Source organism: Telluria sp. AZSoR62 (assembly GCF_058111565.1).
The window spans coordinates 132,743-151,084 of sequence record NZ_JBYTST010000009.1; the positions used below are offsets into that span (position 1 = coordinate 132,743).

Annotated in this window: 24 protein-coding genes; 12 read left to right on the forward strand and 12 right to left on the reverse strand. The window is 64.9% G+C overall.

What is annotated here, in order from left to right; genetic code table 11:
• Positions 1–11: 11 nt before the first annotated feature.
• Positions 12–848, forward strand: coding sequence for a branched-chain amino acid aminotransferase (locus tag AC3XQU_RS15290; RefSeq protein ID WP_489875018.1), 837 nt, complete (start codon positions 12–14; stop codon positions 846–848).
• 27 nt (positions 849–875) lie between these two features.
• Here AC3XQU_RS15290 and AC3XQU_RS15295 read toward each other — a convergent pair whose 3' ends face one another.
• From AC3XQU_RS15295 to AC3XQU_RS15315, 5 genes are all read right to left on the reverse strand, one after another.
• The gene (locus AC3XQU_RS15295; RefSeq protein WP_489875019.1) at positions 876–1,451 is read right to left on the reverse strand and encodes an NUDIX domain-containing protein; all 576 of its coding nucleotides are present in this window, start codon (positions 1,449–1,451) and stop codon (positions 876–878) included.
• An 85-nt stretch (positions 1,452–1,536) separates the two neighbouring features.
• Entirely contained in the window at positions 1,537–2,205 is a 669-nt protein-coding gene (locus AC3XQU_RS15300) for a YiaD family glycine zipper/OmpA-like lipoprotein (protein WP_489875020.1), read from the reverse strand.
• 100 nt (positions 2,206–2,305) lie between these two features.
• Positions 2,306–2,452 carry a lmo0937 family membrane protein gene (locus AC3XQU_RS15305; RefSeq protein ID WP_020652694.1) on the reverse strand — a complete coding sequence of 49 codons (147 nt, stop codon included), beginning with the start codon at positions 2,450–2,452 and terminating at the stop codon, positions 2,306–2,308.
• A 97-nt stretch (positions 2,453–2,549) separates the two neighbouring features.
• Positions 2,550–2,777 (reverse strand): hypothetical protein, encoded by a 228-nt coding sequence (locus AC3XQU_RS15310; RefSeq protein WP_489875021.1) that lies wholly within the window; start codon positions 2,775–2,777, stop codon positions 2,550–2,552.
• A gap of 184 nt (positions 2,778–2,961) precedes the next feature.
• Positions 2,962–3,747, reverse strand: coding sequence for a glycine zipper 2TM domain-containing protein (locus tag AC3XQU_RS15315; RefSeq protein WP_489875022.1), 786 nt, complete (start codon positions 3,745–3,747; stop codon positions 2,962–2,964).
• A 214-nt stretch (positions 3,748–3,961) separates the two neighbouring features.
• Between AC3XQU_RS15315 and AC3XQU_RS15320 the strand changes: the two genes are divergently transcribed.
• A complete protein-coding gene (locus tag AC3XQU_RS15320; protein ID WP_489875023.1) occupies positions 3,962–4,690 on the forward strand; it encodes a Crp/Fnr family transcriptional regulator in 729 nt (242 codons plus the stop codon).
• Between the two features lie 332 nt (positions 4,691–5,022).
• Here AC3XQU_RS15320 and AC3XQU_RS15325 read toward each other — a convergent pair whose 3' ends face one another.
• From AC3XQU_RS15325 to AC3XQU_RS15335, 3 genes are all read right to left on the reverse strand, one after another.
• Positions 5,023–5,244 carry a YMGG-like glycine zipper-containing protein gene (locus AC3XQU_RS15325; protein ID WP_171084329.1) on the reverse strand — a complete coding sequence of 74 codons (222 nt, stop codon included), beginning with the start codon at positions 5,242–5,244 and terminating at the stop codon, positions 5,023–5,025.
• 21 nt (positions 5,245–5,265) lie between these two features.
• A complete protein-coding gene (locus tag AC3XQU_RS15330; protein WP_489875024.1) occupies positions 5,266–5,577 on the reverse strand; it encodes a BON domain-containing protein in 312 nt (103 codons plus the stop codon).
• Positions 5,578–5,707: 130 nt separating this feature from the next.
• Positions 5,708–7,780 (reverse strand): AsmA family protein, encoded by a 2,073-nt coding sequence (locus AC3XQU_RS15335; RefSeq protein ID WP_489875025.1) that lies wholly within the window; start codon positions 7,778–7,780, stop codon positions 5,708–5,710.
• Positions 7,781–8,009: 229 nt separating this feature from the next.
• Here AC3XQU_RS15335 and AC3XQU_RS15340 point away from each other — a divergent pair, with 229 nt between their 5' ends.
• The 6 genes from AC3XQU_RS15340 (at position 8,010) to AC3XQU_RS15365 (ending at position 11,240) form a co-directional block, all read left to right on the forward strand.
• Entirely contained in the window at positions 8,010–8,396 is a 387-nt protein-coding gene (locus tag AC3XQU_RS15340; protein ID WP_489875026.1) for a DUF4398 domain-containing protein, read from the forward strand.
• Positions 8,397–8,499: 103 nt separating this feature from the next.
• Positions 8,500–9,441, forward strand: a complete 942-nt coding sequence (locus AC3XQU_RS15345; protein ID WP_489875027.1) for an OmpA family protein — start codon at positions 8,500–8,502, stop codon at positions 9,439–9,441.
• A gap of 31 nt (positions 9,442–9,472) precedes the next feature.
• Positions 9,473–10,006 carry a ferritin-like domain-containing protein gene (locus AC3XQU_RS15350; RefSeq protein ID WP_489875028.1) on the forward strand — a complete coding sequence of 178 codons (534 nt, stop codon included), beginning with the start codon at positions 9,473–9,475 and terminating at the stop codon, positions 10,004–10,006.
• 130 nt (positions 10,007–10,136) lie between these two features.
• On the forward strand, positions 10,137–10,427 hold the full coding sequence (locus AC3XQU_RS15355) for an ElaB/YgaM/YqjD family protein (RefSeq protein WP_489875134.1): 291 nt from the start codon (positions 10,137–10,139) through the stop codon (positions 10,425–10,427).
• Between the two features lie 18 nt (positions 10,428–10,445).
• A complete protein-coding gene (locus AC3XQU_RS15360) occupies positions 10,446–10,832 on the forward strand; it encodes a phage holin family protein (RefSeq protein ID WP_489875029.1) in 387 nt (128 codons plus the stop codon).
• A gap of 24 nt (positions 10,833–10,856) precedes the next feature.
• Entirely contained in the window at positions 10,857–11,240 is a 384-nt protein-coding gene (locus AC3XQU_RS15365; protein WP_489875030.1) for a hypothetical protein, read from the forward strand.
• Positions 11,241–11,538: 298 nt separating this feature from the next.
• On the opposite strand, the gene AC3XQU_RS15370 is transcribed toward AC3XQU_RS15365, so the two are convergent.
• A complete protein-coding gene (locus AC3XQU_RS15370; RefSeq protein WP_489875031.1) occupies positions 11,539–11,934 on the reverse strand; it encodes a hypothetical protein in 396 nt (131 codons plus the stop codon).
• A gap of 220 nt (positions 11,935–12,154) precedes the next feature.
• The gene (locus AC3XQU_RS15375) at positions 12,155–12,619 is read right to left on the reverse strand and encodes an outer membrane lipoprotein (RefSeq protein WP_489875032.1); all 465 of its coding nucleotides are present in this window, start codon (positions 12,617–12,619) and stop codon (positions 12,155–12,157) included.
• 215 nt (positions 12,620–12,834) lie between these two features.
• Between AC3XQU_RS15375 and AC3XQU_RS15380 the strand changes: the two genes are divergently transcribed.
• The 3 genes from AC3XQU_RS15380 to AC3XQU_RS15390 all read left to right on the forward strand — a co-directional run bounded on the left by AC3XQU_RS15380 (position 12,835) and on the right by AC3XQU_RS15390 (position 15,102).
• Positions 12,835–13,383 carry a hypothetical protein gene (locus AC3XQU_RS15380; protein ID WP_489875033.1) on the forward strand — a complete coding sequence of 183 codons (549 nt, stop codon included), beginning with the start codon at positions 12,835–12,837 and terminating at the stop codon, positions 13,381–13,383.
• Positions 13,384–13,479: 96 nt separating this feature from the next.
• The gene (locus tag AC3XQU_RS15385; RefSeq protein WP_489875034.1) at positions 13,480–13,794 is read left to right on the forward strand and encodes a BON domain-containing protein; all 315 of its coding nucleotides are present in this window, start codon (positions 13,480–13,482) and stop codon (positions 13,792–13,794) included.
• 45 nt (positions 13,795–13,839) lie between these two features.
• Positions 13,840–15,102, forward strand: coding sequence for an AI-2E family transporter (locus AC3XQU_RS15390; protein ID WP_489875035.1), 1,263 nt, complete (start codon positions 13,840–13,842; stop codon positions 15,100–15,102).
• Positions 15,103–15,157: 55 nt separating this feature from the next.
• Here AC3XQU_RS15390 and AC3XQU_RS15395 read toward each other — a convergent pair whose 3' ends face one another.
• Together AC3XQU_RS15395 and AC3XQU_RS15400 are read right to left on the reverse strand one after the other, a co-directional pair.
• Positions 15,158–16,120 carry a YihY/virulence factor BrkB family protein gene (locus tag AC3XQU_RS15395; RefSeq protein WP_489875036.1) on the reverse strand — a complete coding sequence of 321 codons (963 nt, stop codon included), beginning with the start codon at positions 16,118–16,120 and terminating at the stop codon, positions 15,158–15,160.
• A 107-nt stretch (positions 16,121–16,227) separates the two neighbouring features.
• Positions 16,228–17,262 carry an OmpA family protein gene (locus AC3XQU_RS15400; RefSeq protein ID WP_489875037.1) on the reverse strand — a complete coding sequence of 345 codons (1,035 nt, stop codon included), beginning with the start codon at positions 17,260–17,262 and terminating at the stop codon, positions 16,228–16,230.
• Positions 17,263–17,671: 409 nt separating this feature from the next.
• On the opposite strand from AC3XQU_RS15400, the gene AC3XQU_RS15405 reads away from it, so the two are divergent.
• Complete coding sequence (locus tag AC3XQU_RS15405) at positions 17,672–18,280, forward strand: winged helix-turn-helix domain-containing protein (RefSeq protein ID WP_489875038.1); 609 nt, start codon at positions 17,672–17,674, stop codon at positions 18,278–18,280.
• Positions 18,281–18,342 lie beyond the last annotated feature (62 nt).

The following is an 18,342-nucleotide window of genomic DNA, read 5'->3' on the forward strand; positions in this document are numbered from 1 at the left end:
TTGGGGAATCCATGTACCTGACCTACTTCAACGGAAACTGGAACGAAGGCAATGTTCCGCTTTATGGCGCGATGGACCACAGCCTCTGGCTGGGCTCGTCGGTATTCGACGGCGCCCGTGCCATGGCCGGCAAGCTGCCGGACCTGCGCCCGCACCTGGAACGCGTCATTGCATCAAGCGAAAAGCTCGGCCTGCGCTGCCCCTTGAGCGTCGACGAGATGGAAGCGCTGGTGCGCGAAGGCGTGGCGAAATTCCCGGCGGATGCCGAGCTGTACATCCGCCCGCTGGTGTTCGGTACCGACGGTTTTCTGATTCCCGTGCCCGAAGCCAGCCAGTTTGCGCTGACCCTGTTCGATGCGCCGCTGCCGCCGTTTGCCGGCTTCTCGGCCTGCCTGTCGACCCTGCGCCGCCCGCAGCCGAGCATGGCGCCGACCGACGCCAAGGCCTCGGCCCTGTACGCCAACTCGACCCGCGCCATGCGCGAAGCCAAGGCGCGCGGCTTCGACCAGGCCATCGTGCTCGATGCGGAGGGCAATGTGGCTGAATTCGCGTCCTCGAACCTGTTCATCGTGGCGCAGGATGGGGCGGTGGTCACGCCCCGGCTCAACGGCACCTTTTTGGCTGGGATCACGCGCGCGCGCGTCATCGCACTGCTGGCGCAGGAAGGCGTGACGGTACAGGAGCGGGTCGTGAAGCCGGAAGAATTGCTGGCCGCGCGCGAGATTTTCAGCACCGGGAACTATGGCAAGGTCACGCCGTGCACGCGCTTCGAGGAGCACACGATGGAGGCCGGGCCGGTGGCGCGCCGTGCGCGCGAGCTGTATCTGGCGTTCACCGAGACCACGTAAGGCCAGTGGAGGGCGGCGCAGCCGCCCCTACGGCAAATCCTGACGCAGGCATTGCAGAAGGATCACCGTCTTGGCGTCCAAGATCCCGCCATCCTTCACCATCTGCAGCGCCTCGTCGACACCCATCTCGATGACCTCGATGCTTTCCCCTTCTTCCTTCTTGCCGCCGCCGTCACCGGTGCGGTCGCGCTCCTCGTACTCGCCCATGAAGTAATGCACCTGCTCGGTCAAGGACGCCGGACTGGCAAACAAGGTCATCACCTTGCGCAGCTTCCCGACTTCGAACCCGGTTTCTTCGCGCAGCTCGGCGCGCACCCGTTGTTCGGGATCGGCGCCGTCGAGCATCCCGCCCGGCACTTCGAGCAGGAAGCCGTCATGCCCGGCCAGGCGCGCCCCCGGGCGGAACTGGCGCACCAGCAGCACCGTGTGCTTGCTGCGGTTGTACAGCAGCACGGCGGCGCCCGAGGCATTGTCGTAGACCTCGCGCGTGGCTTCCTGCCAGCTACCATCTGCCCGGCGCTGCCGGTAGGTGAGCGTCTTCAGTTTGAAATACTGGTCCGAGATGGTCTGTTCGCGGACGATGCGGATCGGGTCCTCTTGCATGCGACGACTATACCGGCCGCCCAACAAAAAAGCCGCCCGGTTGGCACCAAGCGGCTTTCAATCGTTCGAACGGGCAGGCTGGTGCTTAGCCCTGGCCGCGCTCGGCCACGTAGATCTCGACGCGGCGGTTGCGCGCGCGGCTCGATGCATCGTTGTTGGAGGCGATCGGCTCGCGCTCGCCGCGGCCTTCGATGGTGATGCGGTTCGGGTTCACGCCCCGTCCGGCCAGGTAGTCGCGGGTGCGCGCGGCGCGGTCGACCGACAGCGGCTGGTTGATGTCCGGCGTGCCAGTGCTGTCGGTGTGGCCGATGATCACCACCGTGGTGGCCGGGTTTTCCTGCAGCGTGGAGGCGAAGCGTTGCAGCACCGGCTGGAAGTTGGACTTGATGTCCGAACGGCCGGTGTCGAACGACACGTCGCTCGGGATCTCGAGCTTCAGGCGGTTGTCGGATGTCTGGCTGACCTGCACGCCGGTGCCGCGGGTGGCCTGTTCCATGGCCTGCTTCTGCTGCTCCATCCGCTTGGACCAGACGTTGCCGGCGACCGCGCCAAGCGCGCCGCCGATCACGGCGCCGCGGGTTGCACGCCCGCTGCCGCCGCCGCTGGTGGTGGCGCCGAGAATGGCGCCCAGGCCTGCGCCGATGCCGGCGCCTTGTGCGGTGCCGCGCTGTGTCGGGCTCATGTCCGCGCAACCGGTGGCGGTCATGATGACGATGGTGGCGGCGATTGCCGATTTGGTCAGTTTGGTATGCATAGTGTTCTCCTTACAAAACAAGCAAAAATCCGTTTCGGAATCGCACCCGTCGGGGCGCGACTGCGAAACGGATCGGGTAGTACGAAATGTTCATCAAGGGCTAGATGCCCCGTCCGCTGATCAGGCGCACCAGGATCATGATCACGGCCACGACCAGCAGGATATGGATGAACCCGCCGATGGTGTACGAGGTCACCAGGCCCAGCAGCCACAGGACGATCAGGATGACAGCGATTGTATAAAGCATGACAGTGTCCTCACTCGAATTACGCGCATTGGCGTCGTGATTCCAGTATGGACAGCCTTACTGCTGGCCTCTGTTCGATGGCGAACGCACCGCACATTTAGGCACAACGCTTGTCCTTGCTCAGTCCCGGAATCCAGCCCATGAAACCGAGCAGCCCGGTGAAACCGATCAGGCAGGTGACGAGGCCGCCGGCCACCAGGAAGACGATGTCCTGGGCTTGCAGCGTGCCCGACGGGATGTCGCTGGGATGGGGCGCCGACAGCAGACCGAAACCTGCCACGACCATGCCCCAAATGATGATGCCGATCCACGCCATGCTGTTCATGATGCGTTCCCCCTTGAATGGTTATTGTCTGCACCGCACGCATTGTTCGCGTGTTTCCATTGTCGGGTTAGCTCAGCAATAGTTCCGTGCGATGGCGCACATTGCATTTGAGAAAATTATTCAAAAGTAATAAAGGCCGGGCTCCTTGCGGAAACCCGGCCTTATTCAGCAGTTGCGACCTGGATCAGGCAACCGAACGCAGGCGGCCCTTGACGATCTTCACGCGGTCGCCGCTGCGCCATGCGGGCGGGTTGCTCTGGTTGAAGGTACGCACCTTGCCGTCGTCCAGGCGGACCCGGATTTCATAGGTGGTGGTGGCCTTCATGTTGCCTTCGACCTGGTTGCCGACCACGGCGCCGCCGATCGCGCCGGCCGCGGTGGCGATGGTGCGGCCGGAGCCGCTGCCGACCTGGTTGCCCAGCAGGCCGCCCAGCACGGCGCCGCCAGCCGCGCCCAGGCCGCTGCCTTGCGCACGGTGCTTGATGGTGCGCACCGATTCCACGTTGCCGCAGTTCGAGCACCAGTTGCGGCCGTTGTCGGCGGCCGCTACCTGGATGGTCTTCTTCGCCGGCTCGCGTACCGGTTCGTCATACACGCGCACTGGCGCCGGGGCAGGAGCGGGCACCGCGGCCAGTGCCTGGGCGGCAGGGTAGGCCGGCGCTGGCGCATCAGCCTGTGGCTGGTAGTTCGATGGCGCAGGCTGGGCCTGCACATAGCCCGGCGCCAGTTGCTGGGCCGGCGCGGCAACGATCGTGCCCGGCGCCGGCGGCGCGCCCTGCGGCAGGGTCGACGCCAGGGCGAGGCGGTCGGCGTCGCTCAGCTGGCGCTCGGAGGTGCCGCCGATCGAGGAGGGAATCCAGCCGAGGATCGCCGCCGTGCCGACGAGGCAGAACAGCAGTACCGCGAGCGCGGCCAGGATCATCATGGGATGGAGGCGGCCCCGTGCGTGAGGGTGAGGGGAAGTGTTCATGTGCGTCCTTTCGGGTTCGTCTTGTGTGGGCCCGGCGTGCAAACATCGGGCGGCCTGTTCATGACCCGATTGTCCTCAGGAACAACAGGGGGTTCCGTGCGTCACCGTACATACCCGCCCGCAGGGCTACGGTTACGCTGACTAAAATTGTTTGCAAATGTATCCATCACACCGATCAACGGTTTGCACCATGCAGTCCCACTCCGAGGATCCAATGAATTTTGCCGTACCGCCGCAGATCGTCGAGCACAACAGCAACCTGCTGCTGGCCGCGCTGCCGCCGCAGGAACTGGCGCAGGTACTGCCACTGCTCGACCCGGTCAAGGTCGATGTCGGCGACGTGCTGTGCGAAGCGGGTGACCCGCTGCACTACATCTATTTTCCCCACGACTGCCTGATTTCCCTGATGGGCGTGGCCGAGGGCCGCATGACGCTCGAGGTGGGCCTGGTCGGGCGCGAAGGCATGGTCGGCGCCACCGTCGCGCTGGGCCACGACACGACGCAGGTGCGCGCGGTCGTGCAACGCGCCGGCAGCGCCAGCCGCATGGACAGCGCGCGCTTTCGCGCCGAGGTCGCGCGCAACGCTGCCCTGCAGCGCGTGCTCTATCGCTACACCGATACCCAGCTGGCGCAGGCGATCCAGATCGCCGTGTGCAGCCGCTTCCACGTACTCGAAGCGCGGCTGGCAAGGTCGCTGCTCGTCACGCGCGACCGGCTCGAGTCGGATAAATTCCACCTGACGCATGAATTCCTGGCCCACGCGCTCGGGGTGCGGCGGGTCGGCGTGACCAAGGCGGCCAGCGCGCTGCAGCAGCAGGGGCTGATCATCTACAGCCGGGGCAATATCGAGATCCTCGATCCCGAAGGCCTGGCGGCCGCGTCGTGCACCTGCTACGAGATCGTCAAGGAGGCGGGCGCGCAGCCAGCGCTGAGCGTGATGTAGGGTGGGCGGGCCTACCGCCCGCGCGTTCAACGATCGAATGAGGCGGCGCGACGCATGTGCTCATAGAAAGCATATGCGTTTTTTATTGTGCCCCCCGCAGGAAGGGCTGTGCGGTGTGAAAACAATACGAATCCGCGCCAGCAAAAAGAGCCCGGCTCGCCGCGTGAAACCGGGGTCAGGTCTGACATTCAGACACGGGCTCAACCAGGTTGCGGCTGGGCTCGTGTCCGAATGTCAGACCTGACCCCGAAGTTGGAAGTCGCGAAGGCGGCATCGCAAACAAAAAAGCCCGGCTAGCCGGGCTTTCTCGTGTCGCTCTTGGGGGGTACTGCTTAGTTGGTCTTGTTGACCTGGTTGCCGATCACGCCGCCGACTGCTGCGCCGCCAACGGTGCCCACTGGGCTGCCACCGGTCAGCACGCCGCCGACCACTGCACCGGCGCCGGCGCCGATGGCGGTGTTCTTGTCCTGCTGCGACATGCCGGCGCAGCCGGTCAGGCCCAGGGCCACGGTTGCCAGCGATGCGGTAACGATCAGTTGTTTGATGGTTTTCATAGTAATCTCCTCAATGGTGGGTTATTTCAGGCGCAGGTCATTCCTGACCGATTTCACGCCTTTAACGGTACGGGCAACCGACGCTGCAGCTGCCACGCTATCCGCCGAGCTTACAAAGCCACTCAGCTGTACTACGCCCTGCGCGGTCTCGACACCGATCTCGGTCACCTTCAGTGCCGGATCGCGCACGATGGCGGCCTTGACACCCGCGGTGATGGTGGCGTCGTCGACGGTTTGCGCCGCCGGTCCAACGCTGCCTGACATCGCACACCCTGCGACCTGGCCCAGGGCCACGGTGGCCAGCAGGGCGGTGATGCTCACAAGTCGTTTCATGCTGCCAAGGTGTTTGTCGAGTCCATGGATGCAGAATATGTTTTCCAGGCGAACTGATCTGTTCGACAACACACAGTCCAGCTAAATTTCTCGCCCTCAACGAAATTGATCGTCGAGGGCGAGGAAATGCTCAGCGGCGCTGGGTCTTGCCCGGCGGCGGGGCCTGGGGCTTTTCGCGGGCCACGGCCAGCAGGCGGGCGCAGTCGGTGCTCTGGCCCGGGCCCGTATTGATGAGGGGGATGAGTGCCGCGATCGGCGCGGCCACGGCGGCCAGCAGGGCGGCGCCGCCGGCCTTCATGGCCAGCACGCCCTTGTCGATCGACACGTCCGGATTGCTGAACGGGCCGCGCACGTACAGCGGCGAGCGCAGCGAGAAGATGCGCACCGCCTTGGTCTTCGGGTCGATACGCAGGTCCATCTGCTCGTCGGCCAGGTTGATGGCGCCGGCCACCGTGATCAAGGCTTCCTGGGTGTCGACGACGAAGATACGGGTGCGCGCGATGCCGCCTGTCACCGCGAAATCGGTGGCCATGCAGTTGAGCTGCACCTGCTTGTCGCCGAACAGCTTGGTGATCACGATATTGGCCACGTTCAGGCCCATCATCTCGAGCAGCATCTTGCTTACCTGTCCCTTGCTGATCAGGGTCTTGAGTTCGCCGTTGGAGCCGGCCAGCAGGCTGGCCACCGAATTGCCCTGCGCGGTCAGGTTGGCTTCACCGTCGATGTTGCCGACCGTCGCCTTCATCTGCTCGATCTTGGGGAACAGCTTGGCGATCTCGATGTTGCGCGCCGCCACCTTGGCCTGGGCCTTGATGGCTTTCGGGCCTTCGCGTCCGCGGCCGTCGAGCCGGATGTTCGAGCGCACCGTGCCGCCGGCCATGGCGAATTCGAGCGGCTCGAGGGTCAGCACGGCGTTCTCCATTTTCAGGTGGGTCGACAGCTTGCTGATCGGGAAGGCGGTGTCGCGGATGATGCGGTCGGCGGCGTAGCGCACGTCGGCGTCGAGCTTGTTCCAGCGCTCGGTCTTGAACTCCTCGACCGGCAGTACCTTGCCGGTGGGCTGGACCACCTCGGCATTGCGTTCTTTCTTGGCGGCGTTGGAATCGGCGCCGATCAGCGGCGCCAGGTCGGTAAACACCAGCTGCTTGGAGCGCACATTGCCCGACAGCTTGGGCCGCGGCGAGCCGGTGGCGTATTCGAGGCGCCCGCCGATATCGCTGGCGCCAACCTTGCCCTTGAAGCCGTCGTAGACCCAGCGGCTGCGGTCCTCTCCGAGCGTGCCGGTCAGGCGGCCCGAAGTCGAGAACGGCCCGGTGGTCGGCAGCACCACGCCGGTAAAGTTATACAGCTGGTCCATGCTGGCGCCGGCCAGTTCCAGCTTCAGGTCGATCGCCGCCAGTTTCGACGGCCGGGTGACCGTGCCTTCCACGGCGATGCGGGTGCGGCCGGAGCGCATCTCGGCCTGTACCGGATAGGGCGTGCCCTGCTGCTTGAGCGAGAGCACCGCGCCAGCCTTGCCGCCGCCCACCACCTTGGCGCCGTTATAGGTGCCATCCAAGGTCCAGCCGACCCCGTAGCGCTTGTCCTTGTCGAGCGTGCGCACCAGCGCCGTGACGTCCGACTTGGTAACTGCATCCTTGATGTGCACCACGCCTTCGGTCAGCACCACGCGCTCGAGGTCGAGGTTCCAGCGCGATTTTTCCTCGTTGCGCTTGAAGGTCCAGTTGTTGCGGGTCGCATCGGTACGCAGCAGGTCCACGCGCGGGCCGTCGAAGCGCAGCAGCGGAATGCCGATGGTGCGCTTGAGCAGGCCGAAGGGATTGAGCGAGAACGAGAACTGGCGCACGCTGGCCATGTCCTGCCTGGGCATGCCGGCCGGGTTGCCGACATGGACATCGTTGGCGATCAGGTGGGGCCAGGGGATGTGGTCGCGCCAGGTGCGCTCTTCCGGCAGCATGGTCTTGGCGGGGCGCTCCCATTCCACGTCCAGGTTGCCGCGGATGGCAAAGGGGCGGTCGATGGCGTCGCTCACCTTGTTGTTGATCCAGGGACGCGCGCGGTTCCAGTCGAAGGTGGCGATGATGACGATGGCAATGATGGGCAGCGCCACCAGGATGCCCAGGATGCTCATCAATATTTTCTTGTTCGACTTGCGGCGCGCCGGAGACCGGCCCTGCGCCGCCGGCGTGTGGGTCTCGGCCATGGCGGTCCTTCCATTATGAGGTGTGGTGCAGTCCAGCTTAGCGCAAAGCGCAGCGCGGTCAATGTGCGCTGCCTAACGCTCTGCCATTGAGCAGGGGCCGTGGCATGGACAATGTGCGGCACCGAACCGAAGGACAACGATAACAGGTTTATAACGTTATCAAGGACATTGCCTCAACCATAGAACTTTAATCCGCATGCAGTACCCGACTCATCACAGGAGGAACGCGATGAAACAGAAACACCCGATGACCCCACTGGCGGCCGCCACCCTTGCCCTGCTGGTGCTGGCCGGCTGCGCCAGCCCGCAGAAAGCCCCGGCGACCGCCGACGTGGCCGTGTCGCGCAATGCAGTCGAGAACGCCGTGTCGGCGGGCGCCGCCGAGCTGGCGCCGGAAGAGATCAATCTGGCCCGCGCCAAGATGATGCGCGCCAACCAGGCGCTTGCCGCCAAGGACTACAAGCTGGCGCGCGAACTGGCGATCCAGGCCCAGGCCGACGCCAAGCTGGCGCAGAGCAAGGCCACCTCGGCCAAGGCCAGCGCCGCCTCGAACGCGCTGAACGAAGACCTGCGCGTCCTCCAGGAAGAAGTCGACCGCGCCAATTCGCAGAAGTAAGCGTCCCTGTCCCTGCTGCTGGCATGTGGCAAGGACGAACCAAGAAGAAGTTCCATCCACCGATCGCCGCAGCCCGCGGCGCCCAGGAATAAAGGACAAGCAGATGAAAACCCGTTCCATGATGTCGCTGCTGGCCGCCGCCGTGCTCGCCACAGCCTGCGCCACCGCCCCGATGAGCACGCCAACCCTGGACCAGGCGCGCGCCGATTTCGTCGCCGCCAACAACAACCCGTACGTGTCGCAATATGCGCCGCTCGAGTTCAAGCAGGCCAGCGATGCGCTCGACCAGGCCAATGCCGCGGCCGCCCGCCGCGAAAGCCTGAGCGATGTCGACCGCCTGGCCTATGTGGCCAAGCAGCGCATCGCCACCGCCATCGAGGTGGCCAAGGCCAAGACGGCGGAAGCGAACATCGCGGACGCCTCGCGCCAGCGCACCGAAATGCGCCTGGAGGCACGCACCGCCGAGGCCGACCGCGCCAAGCGCGAAGCCGAAGCCGCGCAGGCGCAGGCCGCCCAGGCCCAGATGCAGGCCCAGTCGGCCCAGCAGCAGGCCCAGGCCGCCCAGCAGCAGGCCGCCGCCACCCAGGAGCAGAACGCCGCGCTGCAGCAGCGCGCCGCCATGCTGGAGGCCATCCTGGTCGAGCTGCAGGCCGTCAAGACCGAGCGCGGCTATGTCGTGACGATCGGCGACGTGCTGTTCGCCACCAACCAGGCCAGCCTGACCCCGAACGGAATGTCGACCCTGCGCAAGCTTGCCGACGTGATGGCGCAGAACCCGAACCGTACCGTGCTGGTCGAAGGGTTTACGGACAGCGTCGGCAGCTCCTCGTATAACCAGGAACTGTCGCAGCGCCGTGCCGAAGCAGTGGCCTCGGCCCTGGGCGGAATGGGCGTGCCGCGCGAGCGCATCGCCATGAAGGCCTACGGCGAAGCGTTCCCGGTCGCCGCCAACGATACGGCCAGCAACCGCCAGCGCAACCGCCGTGTCGAGATCGTGCTGTCCAACGAAGGTGCGCAGATTCCGCCACGCGCGGGCGCCCGTTAAGGCCGGCACATACGAGTCATAAGGAAACATCATGGAAGACACGAAACACCTGGCGCATGGCTTCGACATCGCGGCGATCCGCCGCGCGGCGGCCAACCTCGATGACGGCGCCGTCACCGAGGGCTACCAGGCCGACCGCGCAGCCGTCATTGCCATGCTCAACGACGCGCTCGCGACCGAACTGCTGTGCGTGCTGCGCTACAAGCGCCACTACTACACGGTCAGCGGCCCGAATACCGGCCACATCAAGGCCGAGTTCCTCGAGCACGCACAGCAGGAGCAAGACCACGCCGACCGCATCGCCGAACGCATCGTGCAGCTCAACGGCTCGCCGAACTTCAACCCGGCCACGCTCACTGCGCGCAGCCATGCCGAATACGACGATTCGGACGACGTGCAAGCCATGATCCGCGCCGACCTGATCGCCGAGCGCGTGGCGATCGAATCCTACCGCCAGATGATCCTCGCGATCGGCGACAAGGATCCGACCACCCGCGCCATGCTGGTCGACATCATGGCCGTCGAGGAAGAGCATGCCGACGATATGTCCGACCTGCTGGCCTGACGCTGCGCACCCCCCCGGCCCTGGGCCGGGGAACTATTTCACTCACCAATCAATAACAACGGAGTAAACCATGTACGACACCACCCGCACCATCAAGACCCAGGCCCACGCCCAATCCTTCGACAGCAACATGCAGGATGCCCAGTCGGACGTCAAGGCGCTGGTACGCGACGCCCAGTCGATGCTGACCGCCGCTGCCTCGCTGACGGGGGTGAAGGCCGACGAGCTGCGCGAGCGCGGCATGGAAATGCTCGACCGCGCCCTCGGCCGCGCCGGCCACTACCAGGGCCAGGCGATGGAAAAGGGCCGCGAGCTGGCCCACGAAGCCGACGTCTACGTCAAGGACAACCCATGGCGCACCATGGCCGTGGCTGCCGGGGTCGGCGTGCTGCTCGGCGTCCTGCTGAGCCGCAAGCAATAAGCGCCGCCGGGGACTGCCATGCAAAACGACGATACCGTCCAGCATAACCCCGGCCTCATGGGCGGGATCTCCAGCCTCATGAAGAGCCTGTTCGGCCTGGTCGTCTCGCGGGTCGAGCTGGCCTCGCTCGAGCTGGCCGACGTGCGCAACCACGTCATCGAACTGGTCGCCATCTTCGGCGCGGCCCTGCTCGCCATCTGGTTCGCCATCGCCTACGGCACCGTGACCATCGTCGCGCTGGCCTGGGACGAGATGGGCTGGAAGATCCTCTTGATCATGTTCCTCGTGTTCCTCGTCATTACCGGCGTGCTGGTGGCCAAGGGCCTGGCGCTGATCAAGCAGGGCAAGCTCGCTCTGCCGGCCACGATGAAAGAACTCAAGAACGACCGCGACATGCTGCGTTGAGCGGCGCCACGAAGGAGGGGAACCATGCACAATCATGAAGAAAAGACCGGCCTGGCCGGACACAAGCACAGCACCGATCCGACAATCCGCAAGCAGGAGCTGCTGCGTGAGGGCGAATATTTCCGCAGCAATGTCGCCCACGCCAAGGCGCAGATCCGCCACGCGGCGCATCCCGAGGTCATGCTGCACGGCGTGCTCGACCACGCCACCTCGGCGCTGCGGGTACGCGCGGACGCCTTGCTGCGCCCGACCGGCACCAGCGTGTCGGCCCTGATGCCTTACGGTATGGCGGCCTATAACTTCATCCGCCAGCGCCGCATGGGCAAGCAGGCCGCCGGCGCCGCCCTGGTGCTGGGCGCGATCGGGTATTACCTCAACAAGCGCCGCCAGCAGGGAGCGCGCACCTGATAGACAAGGGCGAGAGAACATCGCCCTGAAATCAATATGGTGGGGCTTGAGCGGCGTCGCATGGACTGGACGCCGTTTTTTTTTGCGTCCAGGGTTTTGTTCGAAGCGGAGGCAGGCCTTATATGCCGCCGGTCCGTTGGATGGGCAAGGTAGTTAGCGGCGCGCTTGGCGCGCGTGGTATCGGAGCCGGTCTCGGCCGGTCGCGATCATGTTGGGCGAGGATAGCGAACCGCATGCGTACGTTGAACGCGTGGGCAGAATCTGCCCACCCTACGCTGTGCGGCAACGCCAAGCTTGGCTATTCGGGCGTCTGACCAGCCGCAGCTGCCTTTGCCTGCGCCATATCGCGCCGATACACGGCCTGCGCTTCCTGCAGACAGCTGCTGCGCTCCGCGGCAGGCCTGCGCTTGCAGGCATTCTTCGCTTCCTGCAGCGCCGCGCCGAGTTCCTTGTGCAGGGTACGCATTCGGGCCTGGCTGGTGGCGTCTTCGCGATACCAGCGGGCCGGATCGCCTTGTGCGATCTCGCGCGCCTGCTTTTGGGCCGCCATCGGCTCGACCAGGGTGTCGCCCTGCGTCTGCGTTGGCGCTTGCGTTGGCGTAGAAGCCGGTGCCTGGGTCTGTGCATGGGCGAACAGGGCGGTGCCGAGCAGGCAGGCGCAGGCGCCACGGAATAGGGGAGTGAGGTAACGCATGCTTGCCTCCAGGGAGGAATGAACTGGCGCTGGGGTGGCCAGGGTTGCGCGGCCAGTAGCGACTGGCAGCAAGGCCAGGACGGGCGCGGCAACGAGCGGATTTCCTGCCGGGCTGACGCCTGAGGAAGGCTGTGGCGCCCGCGCGGCATTTACCGGGCGGGGCCAGCAGCAGGGCTGGGGGAGGGCGCGTACTTGCGCCATCCCGTACCCGGGCGCTTGATCAATAGCGGTAGACGCGGCCGTCGACGATGCGCACGCGGTTGCCCACGCGCAGGTCGTACACGCTGTCCTGGGTCACGGCGCGGTATTCGCCGTTATCCATGCGCACATTGATCTGATACTGCTCCATGCCGCCGTTGGTATTGCGGTTGCGCTCGACATTGTTGCCGATCGCCGCGCCGGCTACGCCGCCTGCGACGGTGGCAGCGGTACGGCCGCTGCCGCTACCGACCTGGTTGCCGGCCAGTGCGCCGACCACGCCGCCCAGGATTGCGCCGGCGCCGCTGGTGCGGTTGGCGCCCTGGGTCACCTGGATCGATTCGATCGTGCCATAGCCCATCGACACATTGTTGTTGTAGCCGGTGTTGTATCCGTCGTTATACGGCGGCGACGAGGTGCTGGCGCAGCCGGTGAGCAGTGCCGAGGTTGCGAGTACAGCAGCAGCAAGGGTACGGGTTGCTTTCATGTTGTTCTCCTGACAAAAGTGTGAGTTCAGAATAGCACTGCCACGGTTGGGGTCTGTGCGTTGCCTAACCGTCCTTGCTCTACGTTTTGTTTGTCGAACATTCATAGTTTTTCATGCAATTGTTGTGTAAATGCTCATGTGTTCGGCAGCGAACAGAAGATCTCCGGCGCCACGTGTAAAACGTCCTTAGCGTGTTGATAAATGGAGAATAAAAAATGAAAACAACCCATGCTTTCCTGCTGGTCGGTGCAGCGCTGGCCTGGGCCAATGCAGCACAAGCCCAGGCTGTGCAGGATCCGAAAGCTGTCTACGAACAGGCGCGCGCCACCGCCGAAGCCAATTACAAGGGCGCCCGCGCCCGCTGCGACCTGATCGCCGGCAATCCGCACGATTTGTGCATGGCCGAAGCCAAGGCTGCCCGCGTCCGCATCGACGAAGAAGCCGAGGCCGCCTACAAGAACACCCTGTCGGCCTATACCCAGGCCCGCATGAAGATCGCGTCGGCCAACTTCGACCGCGACAAGGTGCGCTGCGCAGCCGTGACCGGCAACGACCGCGACGTCTGCCTCGAGCAGGCCAAGGCCACCCTGGTCGCTGCCCAGGCCGATGCCAAGGCCGACCGCAAGAGCATCGAAGCGCGCCTTGATGCGCGCGAAGACAAGCTCGCCGCCGAATACCGCGTCGCCATTGAAAAATGCGACGCCTATGCCGGGGCAGTCAAGGACCAGTGCGTCAGCACCGCCAAGACCGCCTTCCGGAAGTAATCAAGCGGTCCGGCGTGCCGGACCGCCCACACCGCCCGCATGGGCTTAGTCCAGTAGTTTTACCCGTAGTTTGACCACCTTTATCCAGGAGCTATCATGAAAATTGCACAACGCCTCGTCACCGCTTCCTTCGCTGCCGTCATCGCCATCACTTCGGTTGGCTGCGCTTCGACCGCGACCAGCACCAGCGCCGGCGAGTACGTCGATGATGCCGTCATCACCACCAAGGTGAAGGCTGCCTTCGCTGCAGACCCAACCGTCAAGGCCACCGAAATCAACGTCGAAACCTTCAAGGGCGACGTCCAGCTGTCGGGCTTCGTGGCCCAGCCTGGCGATGCCCAGCGCGCGGTGGAAATCGCACGCGGCGTGAAAGGTGTAACCTCGGTGAAGAACGACATCCGCGTCAAGTAATGTACTGCGCCGGGGCGGCCCGGCTCCATTGTCAAGGCACCATCCATGCAGCTTGCACCACCTGAACCGGCACAACCTGCCGCGATAGCGCCCGACAATACCGCCCCGGCGGCGCCGGCCCCAAGCGGGCCCGGCGCCGAGCCCGGCCCTGCAGGCGACGAGCTCACCATGCATGTGGGCGGCCTGCGGCTGCCGATCCACGTCAACGCACGCGGACTCTCGCTCGGCATCCTCGCCACCATCGCTTCCATCTTTGCACTGCAGTGGGCACAGAAATTCTTCGTGCCGCTCCTGCTGGGCATCTTCATCGCCTATACCCTCAATCCGGTCGTACGCTGGCTCGAGCGCTGGCATGTCAAGCGCGCCATCGGCGCAACCCTGGTGACCGTGCTCATCCTCGGCGCCATGGGCGGCACCCTGTACCGCTTGCAGGACGAATTCTTCAACATCATCGACGAGCTGCCCACGCTCACTCACAAGATCACGCGCATCCTGACCAGCAGCGGGGCCCCGGGCGAGCGCTCGACCATCCAGCAGGTGCAGGCCGCCGCCGCCGAGATCGAACGCGCCGCGTCGAATGCCGGCAGCGGCGAGCAGCGCCGCGTCATCCAGAAGCGCACGCAAAGCGTGCCGCCGGCGCCGGGTACGGCCGCCCCGGGCATCCGCGTGATGGACTGGGTGCTGGCCGGCTCGGTCAGCCTGGCGACCTTCCTGTCGCAAGCCACCATGGTGATCTTCCTCGTGTTCTTCCTGCTGCTGGCGGGCGACACCTTCAAGCGCAAGCTGGTCAAGCTGACCGGCCCCTCGCTGACCCGCAAGAAAGTCACGGTCCATATCCTGGACGACATCAATAGCTCGATCCAGAACTACATGTTCATGCTGCTGGTGACGAACATCCTGCTGGCGCTTCTGACCTGGGCGGCGCTGCGCGCCATCGGCCTGGAAAACGCCGGCGCCTGGGCCGCCTTTGCCGGCGTGGCCCACGTGATCCCGTATTTCGGGCCGCTGCTCATCACCATGGCCACCGGCGCCGTGGCCTTCTTCCAGTTCGAGTCGCTGCGCATGGTGATCCTGGTGGCCGGCTCTTCGCTGGGCATCGCGACCCTGGTCGGCATGGTGGTCACCACCTGGATGACCGGCAAGATCGCCAAGATGAACCCGGCGGCGGTGTTCGTCAGCCTGCTGTTCTGGGGCTGGCTGTGGGGAATGTGGGGTTTGCTGCTGGGGATACCGGTGGTGGTGGTGCTGAAGGTGATTGCGGAGCGGGTAGAGGGGATGGAAGTGCTGGCGGAGTTGTTGGGGGAGTAAAACTTCTGCCCACCTTTGATTCGTTGGCCGGGCAGCGCGCCCGGCCACGTGTGACTTACACGGCGCGGCCGTCCTTCCAGGTACCTGTCGGCACCGCGGCTTTCTTCCCGGGCTGATCCCGCGGCACATCGCCGGTTTCTTCCTTCGGCTTGTGCTTCAGGCTCCCCAGCTTGAGCGCATACTGCCGCGCAAACTCGGCGCCGAGGAAGAAGATCTGCGCCGAGTAATACACCCACAACAGCAGCGCAATCAGGGACCCTGCGGCGCCGAAGCTGTCCGCCGCGCCGCTGTTGCCGATGTATAGGCCGATCAGGAATTTCCCCAGCGTGAACATGGCCGCGGTGCCGACGGCGCCGATGATCACGTCGTGCCAGGACAGCTTGATGCGCGGCAGCAGCTTGTAGATCACACCGAACAGGGTCGCGATCACGAGGAAGCTGATGCCCCGGGCAATCCAGCTCATGACGACCGCGGCTTCCTTCCACATGCCGCCGATATAGTTCTCGACGACCGCCAGCGCGGCGCTCACCACCAGCGAGACCATCAGCAGGAAACCCAGCACCAGGATCAGCCCGAACGACAGCAGGCGGGTGCGCACCAGGTCCCAGAAGCCGGCATCCTTGGGCGGGGGCACGCCCCAGATCTCGTCCAGGCTGTCCTTGAGCTCGGCGAACACGCTGGTGGCGCCGATCAGCAGCAGGGCGCCGGCCACGAGGGTGGCCCACAGGCCGTCTTCCTTGTTGCGCGCCCCGGCCAGGATGGCCTGGATGGTTTCGGCGCCCTGGGTGCCGACCAGGCCGCGCAATTCGTCGAGCAGCTGGCCCTGGGCAGCTTCATGCCCGTAGAACAGGCCGGCCACGGCGATCACCAGCACCAGGATCGGCGCCAGCGAGAACAGGGTATAGAAGGCCAGCGCGGCCCCCTTGCTGGCGGCGCGGTGCGCCAGCCATTCGGTGGCAGCGCAGCGCAGGACGCCCACCAGCTGACGCGAATACGGTCGCCACTTTTTGACATCCATGTTTCATCCTCCAAGTAAAAAAGGGGGCCGAAGCCCCCTGTATCAGCATGCCTTGCCGCTAGCCGGGGCCGCGGGCGGCCCACCATCCGGGCAGGGCCGGCCGGTCATTACTGCACGCGCTTTTCGACGGTGATCTGCTCGACTTCGACGCGGCGGTTCGGCTCGAGGCAGTCGATCAGGGCCTTGCGGTTCTTCTCGGTGCACTGGACCAGCGGGTTGGCTTCGCCCTTGCCGTAGGCCTTCAGGCGGTTGCCGTCGACGCCCTTGCTGACCAGATAGTCACGCACGGCGTTGGCGCGGCGCTCCGACAGCTTCAGGTTGTATTGTTCCGAACCCAGGCGGTCGGTGTAGCCGGTGATGTCGACATCGGTGATGCTGGTGTCGGCCGTCAAGGCGGCGGCGATCTCGTCGAGCTTCGGCGACGGCATGATGATGTCGGCCTTGTCGAACTCGAACAGCTTGGTCGCTTCCAGGGTGACTTTCTCGAAGCGGGCCTGCGGCGCAGGCGCCGGCGCCGGCGCTGGGGCGGCTGCCGGGGCTTCGGCCATCGGGGCCGGTGCGGCTGCCGGGGTGACCACGGCGGCGGCCGGCGGCGGGTTGAACGCGTAGTTCAGGCCCAGGGTGAAGTATTTGTTGTTGCTGCGCTGGAAGCCGAACTGCTCTTCGTCGCGCAGGTGGCCGCGCACGCTGCGCAGGTCGGCCTGCAGCGACCATTGCGGGGTCAGGGAAGCCTGGAAGCCGATGCCGGCGGTCAGGTAAGGCGAATTCTTGCCGACGCGGCGCAGTGGGTTTTCCACCTTGTCGCGCTCGAGGCCCACGCCGAACAGCACGAATGGACGGAAGCGGTCGCGCGAGAACATCAGGAGGGCGTCCGCGCCCAGCAGGGTCTGGCGATAATTTGCCGCACCGTCTTCGAAGCGCACCTGGCTGGCGCCGAACTGGATGTCCCACATTGGCGAGACTGCCTTGCCGAACTTCAGGCCACCACCCCAGTCACGGTCGCGCACGCCAAAGTCGCTGTCCGGCTTGGCGTGGATGACGTTTGGCTGGATGTACCACGATGGGTTGATCTCTTGGGCCATGGTGGTGCCAGCCGAGCACAGGATGGCCACGGCCAGGGCGATCTTCTTCGTATTATTCACAGGTAACTCCCATAAGGTGAAGGGTTGTTGACATCGCAAGCTTAAGCGCAGGTGTTGGATAAAGAATAACAGTCCAAGTTCCGCAGCTTTCGTGCGGTACCGCACCAATGCGATTTATGCTGTGCGGATTTACAACAGTGGCAAAAATACTACAAAAATCCCTCCCGTGCGCACCGTGTTGGCGCAAACCGGTAGGGTCTAGTTCTTCAATGAAAAATTGCACTGGCAAGCTTGCTTGTCAGAAATGCTTGCGGGAATGATCTCGAATGTGGGATGGCGCACAGACCAAGAGGGGGTGACGCAGGCAATCTTGAGCCCAGTTAAGCGGAACCGAGGTGTTGTCAGGGTGTCAAACGACACACAGCGACCCGGACCACACAGTCTCTCTCTTTCATTGGAGCTCACCAATATGCATGCAACGACTCATCACAACGCGGTGCAAGGCGACATCGGCGCAGTACACACTTCCAGCAACTCGGCGCTGATCGAGCGCGTCCCGCCGCAGCCTACCGAACGCGCGCCCATCTCCCTGGCGCCGATCGAACGTGTCCGCTCCACCTCGGCCACGCAGCGCCGGATCGAGAACATGCAGAAGCTGATCAACGAGCTCTCGACCCACGAAATGCTGGCCGACGAAATCGCCTGGTTCCTGAAGTTCTCGCCATCGGGCGCCCGCAAGTACATCCGCGACCTGCGCGAAGCCGGCGTCATCGAGCTGGCACGCTACATCGAAGGCACCGCCACCTACCTGGGCAAGGCCGTGTACCAGATCTGCCCCGACCAGGACCGCGTGAAAGCCTTCCTGGCAGCGATCTGCCAGCCCAAGCGCGAAGGCGCCGCCCCGCGCAAGGAACGTCCAGGCCTGCGCGAGCAGAACATGGCCGGCAGCGGCCGCCACTTCCACATCCTGGCGGACGACACCCATTACGCCATCCGCGTGAACCGCAGCCCGGTCACCCGCGATCCGCTGGTCGCAGCGCTGTTCGGCCCACCGCCAGGCCAGACCGCCGCCAAGTAATCGTCCGACCGACGCGCCCCAGTGCGCGACCCGGTACGCCGCGGCCGAGACCCGCGGCAGCT

Bases quoted from the DNA above. Each gene is read 5' to 3' on its own strand.
- AC3XQU_RS15330 (WP_489875024.1), bottom strand. From the start codon at position 5,577: ATGAAACGACTTGTGAGCATCACCGCCCTGCTGGCCACCGTGGCCCTG.
- AC3XQU_RS15315 (WP_489875022.1), bottom strand. From the start codon at position 3,747: ATGAACACTTCCCCTCACCCTCACGCACGGGGCCGCCTCCATCCCATG.
- AC3XQU_RS15375 (WP_489875032.1), bottom strand. From the start codon at position 12,619: ATGAAAGCAACCCGTACCCTTGCTGCTGCTGTACTCGCAACCTCGGCA.
- AC3XQU_RS15300 (WP_489875020.1), bottom strand. From the start codon at position 2,205: ATGCATACCAAACTGACCAAATCGGCAATCGCCGCCACCATCGTCATC.
- AC3XQU_RS15335 (WP_489875025.1), bottom strand. From the start codon at position 7,780: ATGGCCGAGACCCACACGCCGGCGGCGCAGGGCCGGTCTCCGGCGCGC.
- AC3XQU_RS15355 (WP_489875134.1), top strand. From the start codon at position 10,137: ATGCAGGATGCCCAGTCGGACGTCAAGGCGCTGGTACGCGACGCCCAG.
- AC3XQU_RS15385 (WP_489875034.1), top strand. From the start codon at position 13,480: ATGAAAATTGCACAACGCCTCGTCACCGCTTCCTTCGCTGCCGTCATC.
- AC3XQU_RS15395 (WP_489875036.1), bottom strand. From the start codon at position 16,120: ATGGATGTCAAAAAGTGGCGACCGTATTCGCGTCAGCTGGTGGGCGTC.
- AC3XQU_RS15360 (WP_489875029.1), top strand. From the start codon at position 10,446: ATGCAAAACGACGATACCGTCCAGCATAACCCCGGCCTCATGGGCGGG.
- AC3XQU_RS15365 (WP_489875030.1), top strand. From the start codon at position 10,857: ATGCACAATCATGAAGAAAAGACCGGCCTGGCCGGACACAAGCACAGC.
- AC3XQU_RS15370 (WP_489875031.1), bottom strand. From the start codon at position 11,934: ATGCGTTACCTCACTCCCCTATTCCGTGGCGCCTGCGCCTGCCTGCTC.
- AC3XQU_RS15340 (WP_489875026.1), top strand. From the start codon at position 8,010: ATGAAACAGAAACACCCGATGACCCCACTGGCGGCCGCCACCCTTGCC.
- AC3XQU_RS15310 (WP_489875021.1), bottom strand. From the start codon at position 2,777: ATGAACAGCATGGCGTGGATCGGCATCATCATTTGGGGCATGGTCGTG.
- AC3XQU_RS15350 (WP_489875028.1), top strand. From the start codon at position 9,473: ATGGAAGACACGAAACACCTGGCGCATGGCTTCGACATCGCGGCGATC.
- AC3XQU_RS15405 (WP_489875038.1), top strand. From the start codon at position 17,672: ATGCATGCAACGACTCATCACAACGCGGTGCAAGGCGACATCGGCGCA.
- AC3XQU_RS15295 (WP_489875019.1), bottom strand. From the start codon at position 1,451: ATGCAAGAGGACCCGATCCGCATCGTCCGCGAACAGACCATCTCGGAC.
- AC3XQU_RS15345 (WP_489875027.1), top strand. From the start codon at position 8,500: ATGAAAACCCGTTCCATGATGTCGCTGCTGGCCGCCGCCGTGCTCGCC.
- AC3XQU_RS15320 (WP_489875023.1), top strand. From the start codon at position 3,962: ATGAATTTTGCCGTACCGCCGCAGATCGTCGAGCACAACAGCAACCTG.
- AC3XQU_RS15325 (WP_171084329.1), bottom strand. From the start codon at position 5,244: ATGAAAACCATCAAACAACTGATCGTTACCGCATCGCTGGCAACCGTG.
- AC3XQU_RS15390 (WP_489875035.1), top strand. From the start codon at position 13,840: ATGCAGCTTGCACCACCTGAACCGGCACAACCTGCCGCGATAGCGCCC.
- AC3XQU_RS15380 (WP_489875033.1), top strand. From the start codon at position 12,835: ATGAAAACAACCCATGCTTTCCTGCTGGTCGGTGCAGCGCTGGCCTGG.
- AC3XQU_RS15290 (WP_489875018.1), top strand. From the start codon at position 12: ATGTACCTGACCTACTTCAACGGAAACTGGAACGAAGGCAATGTTCCG.
- AC3XQU_RS15305 (WP_020652694.1), bottom strand. From the start codon at position 2,452: ATGCTTTATACAATCGCTGTCATCCTGATCGTCCTGTGGCTGCTGGGC.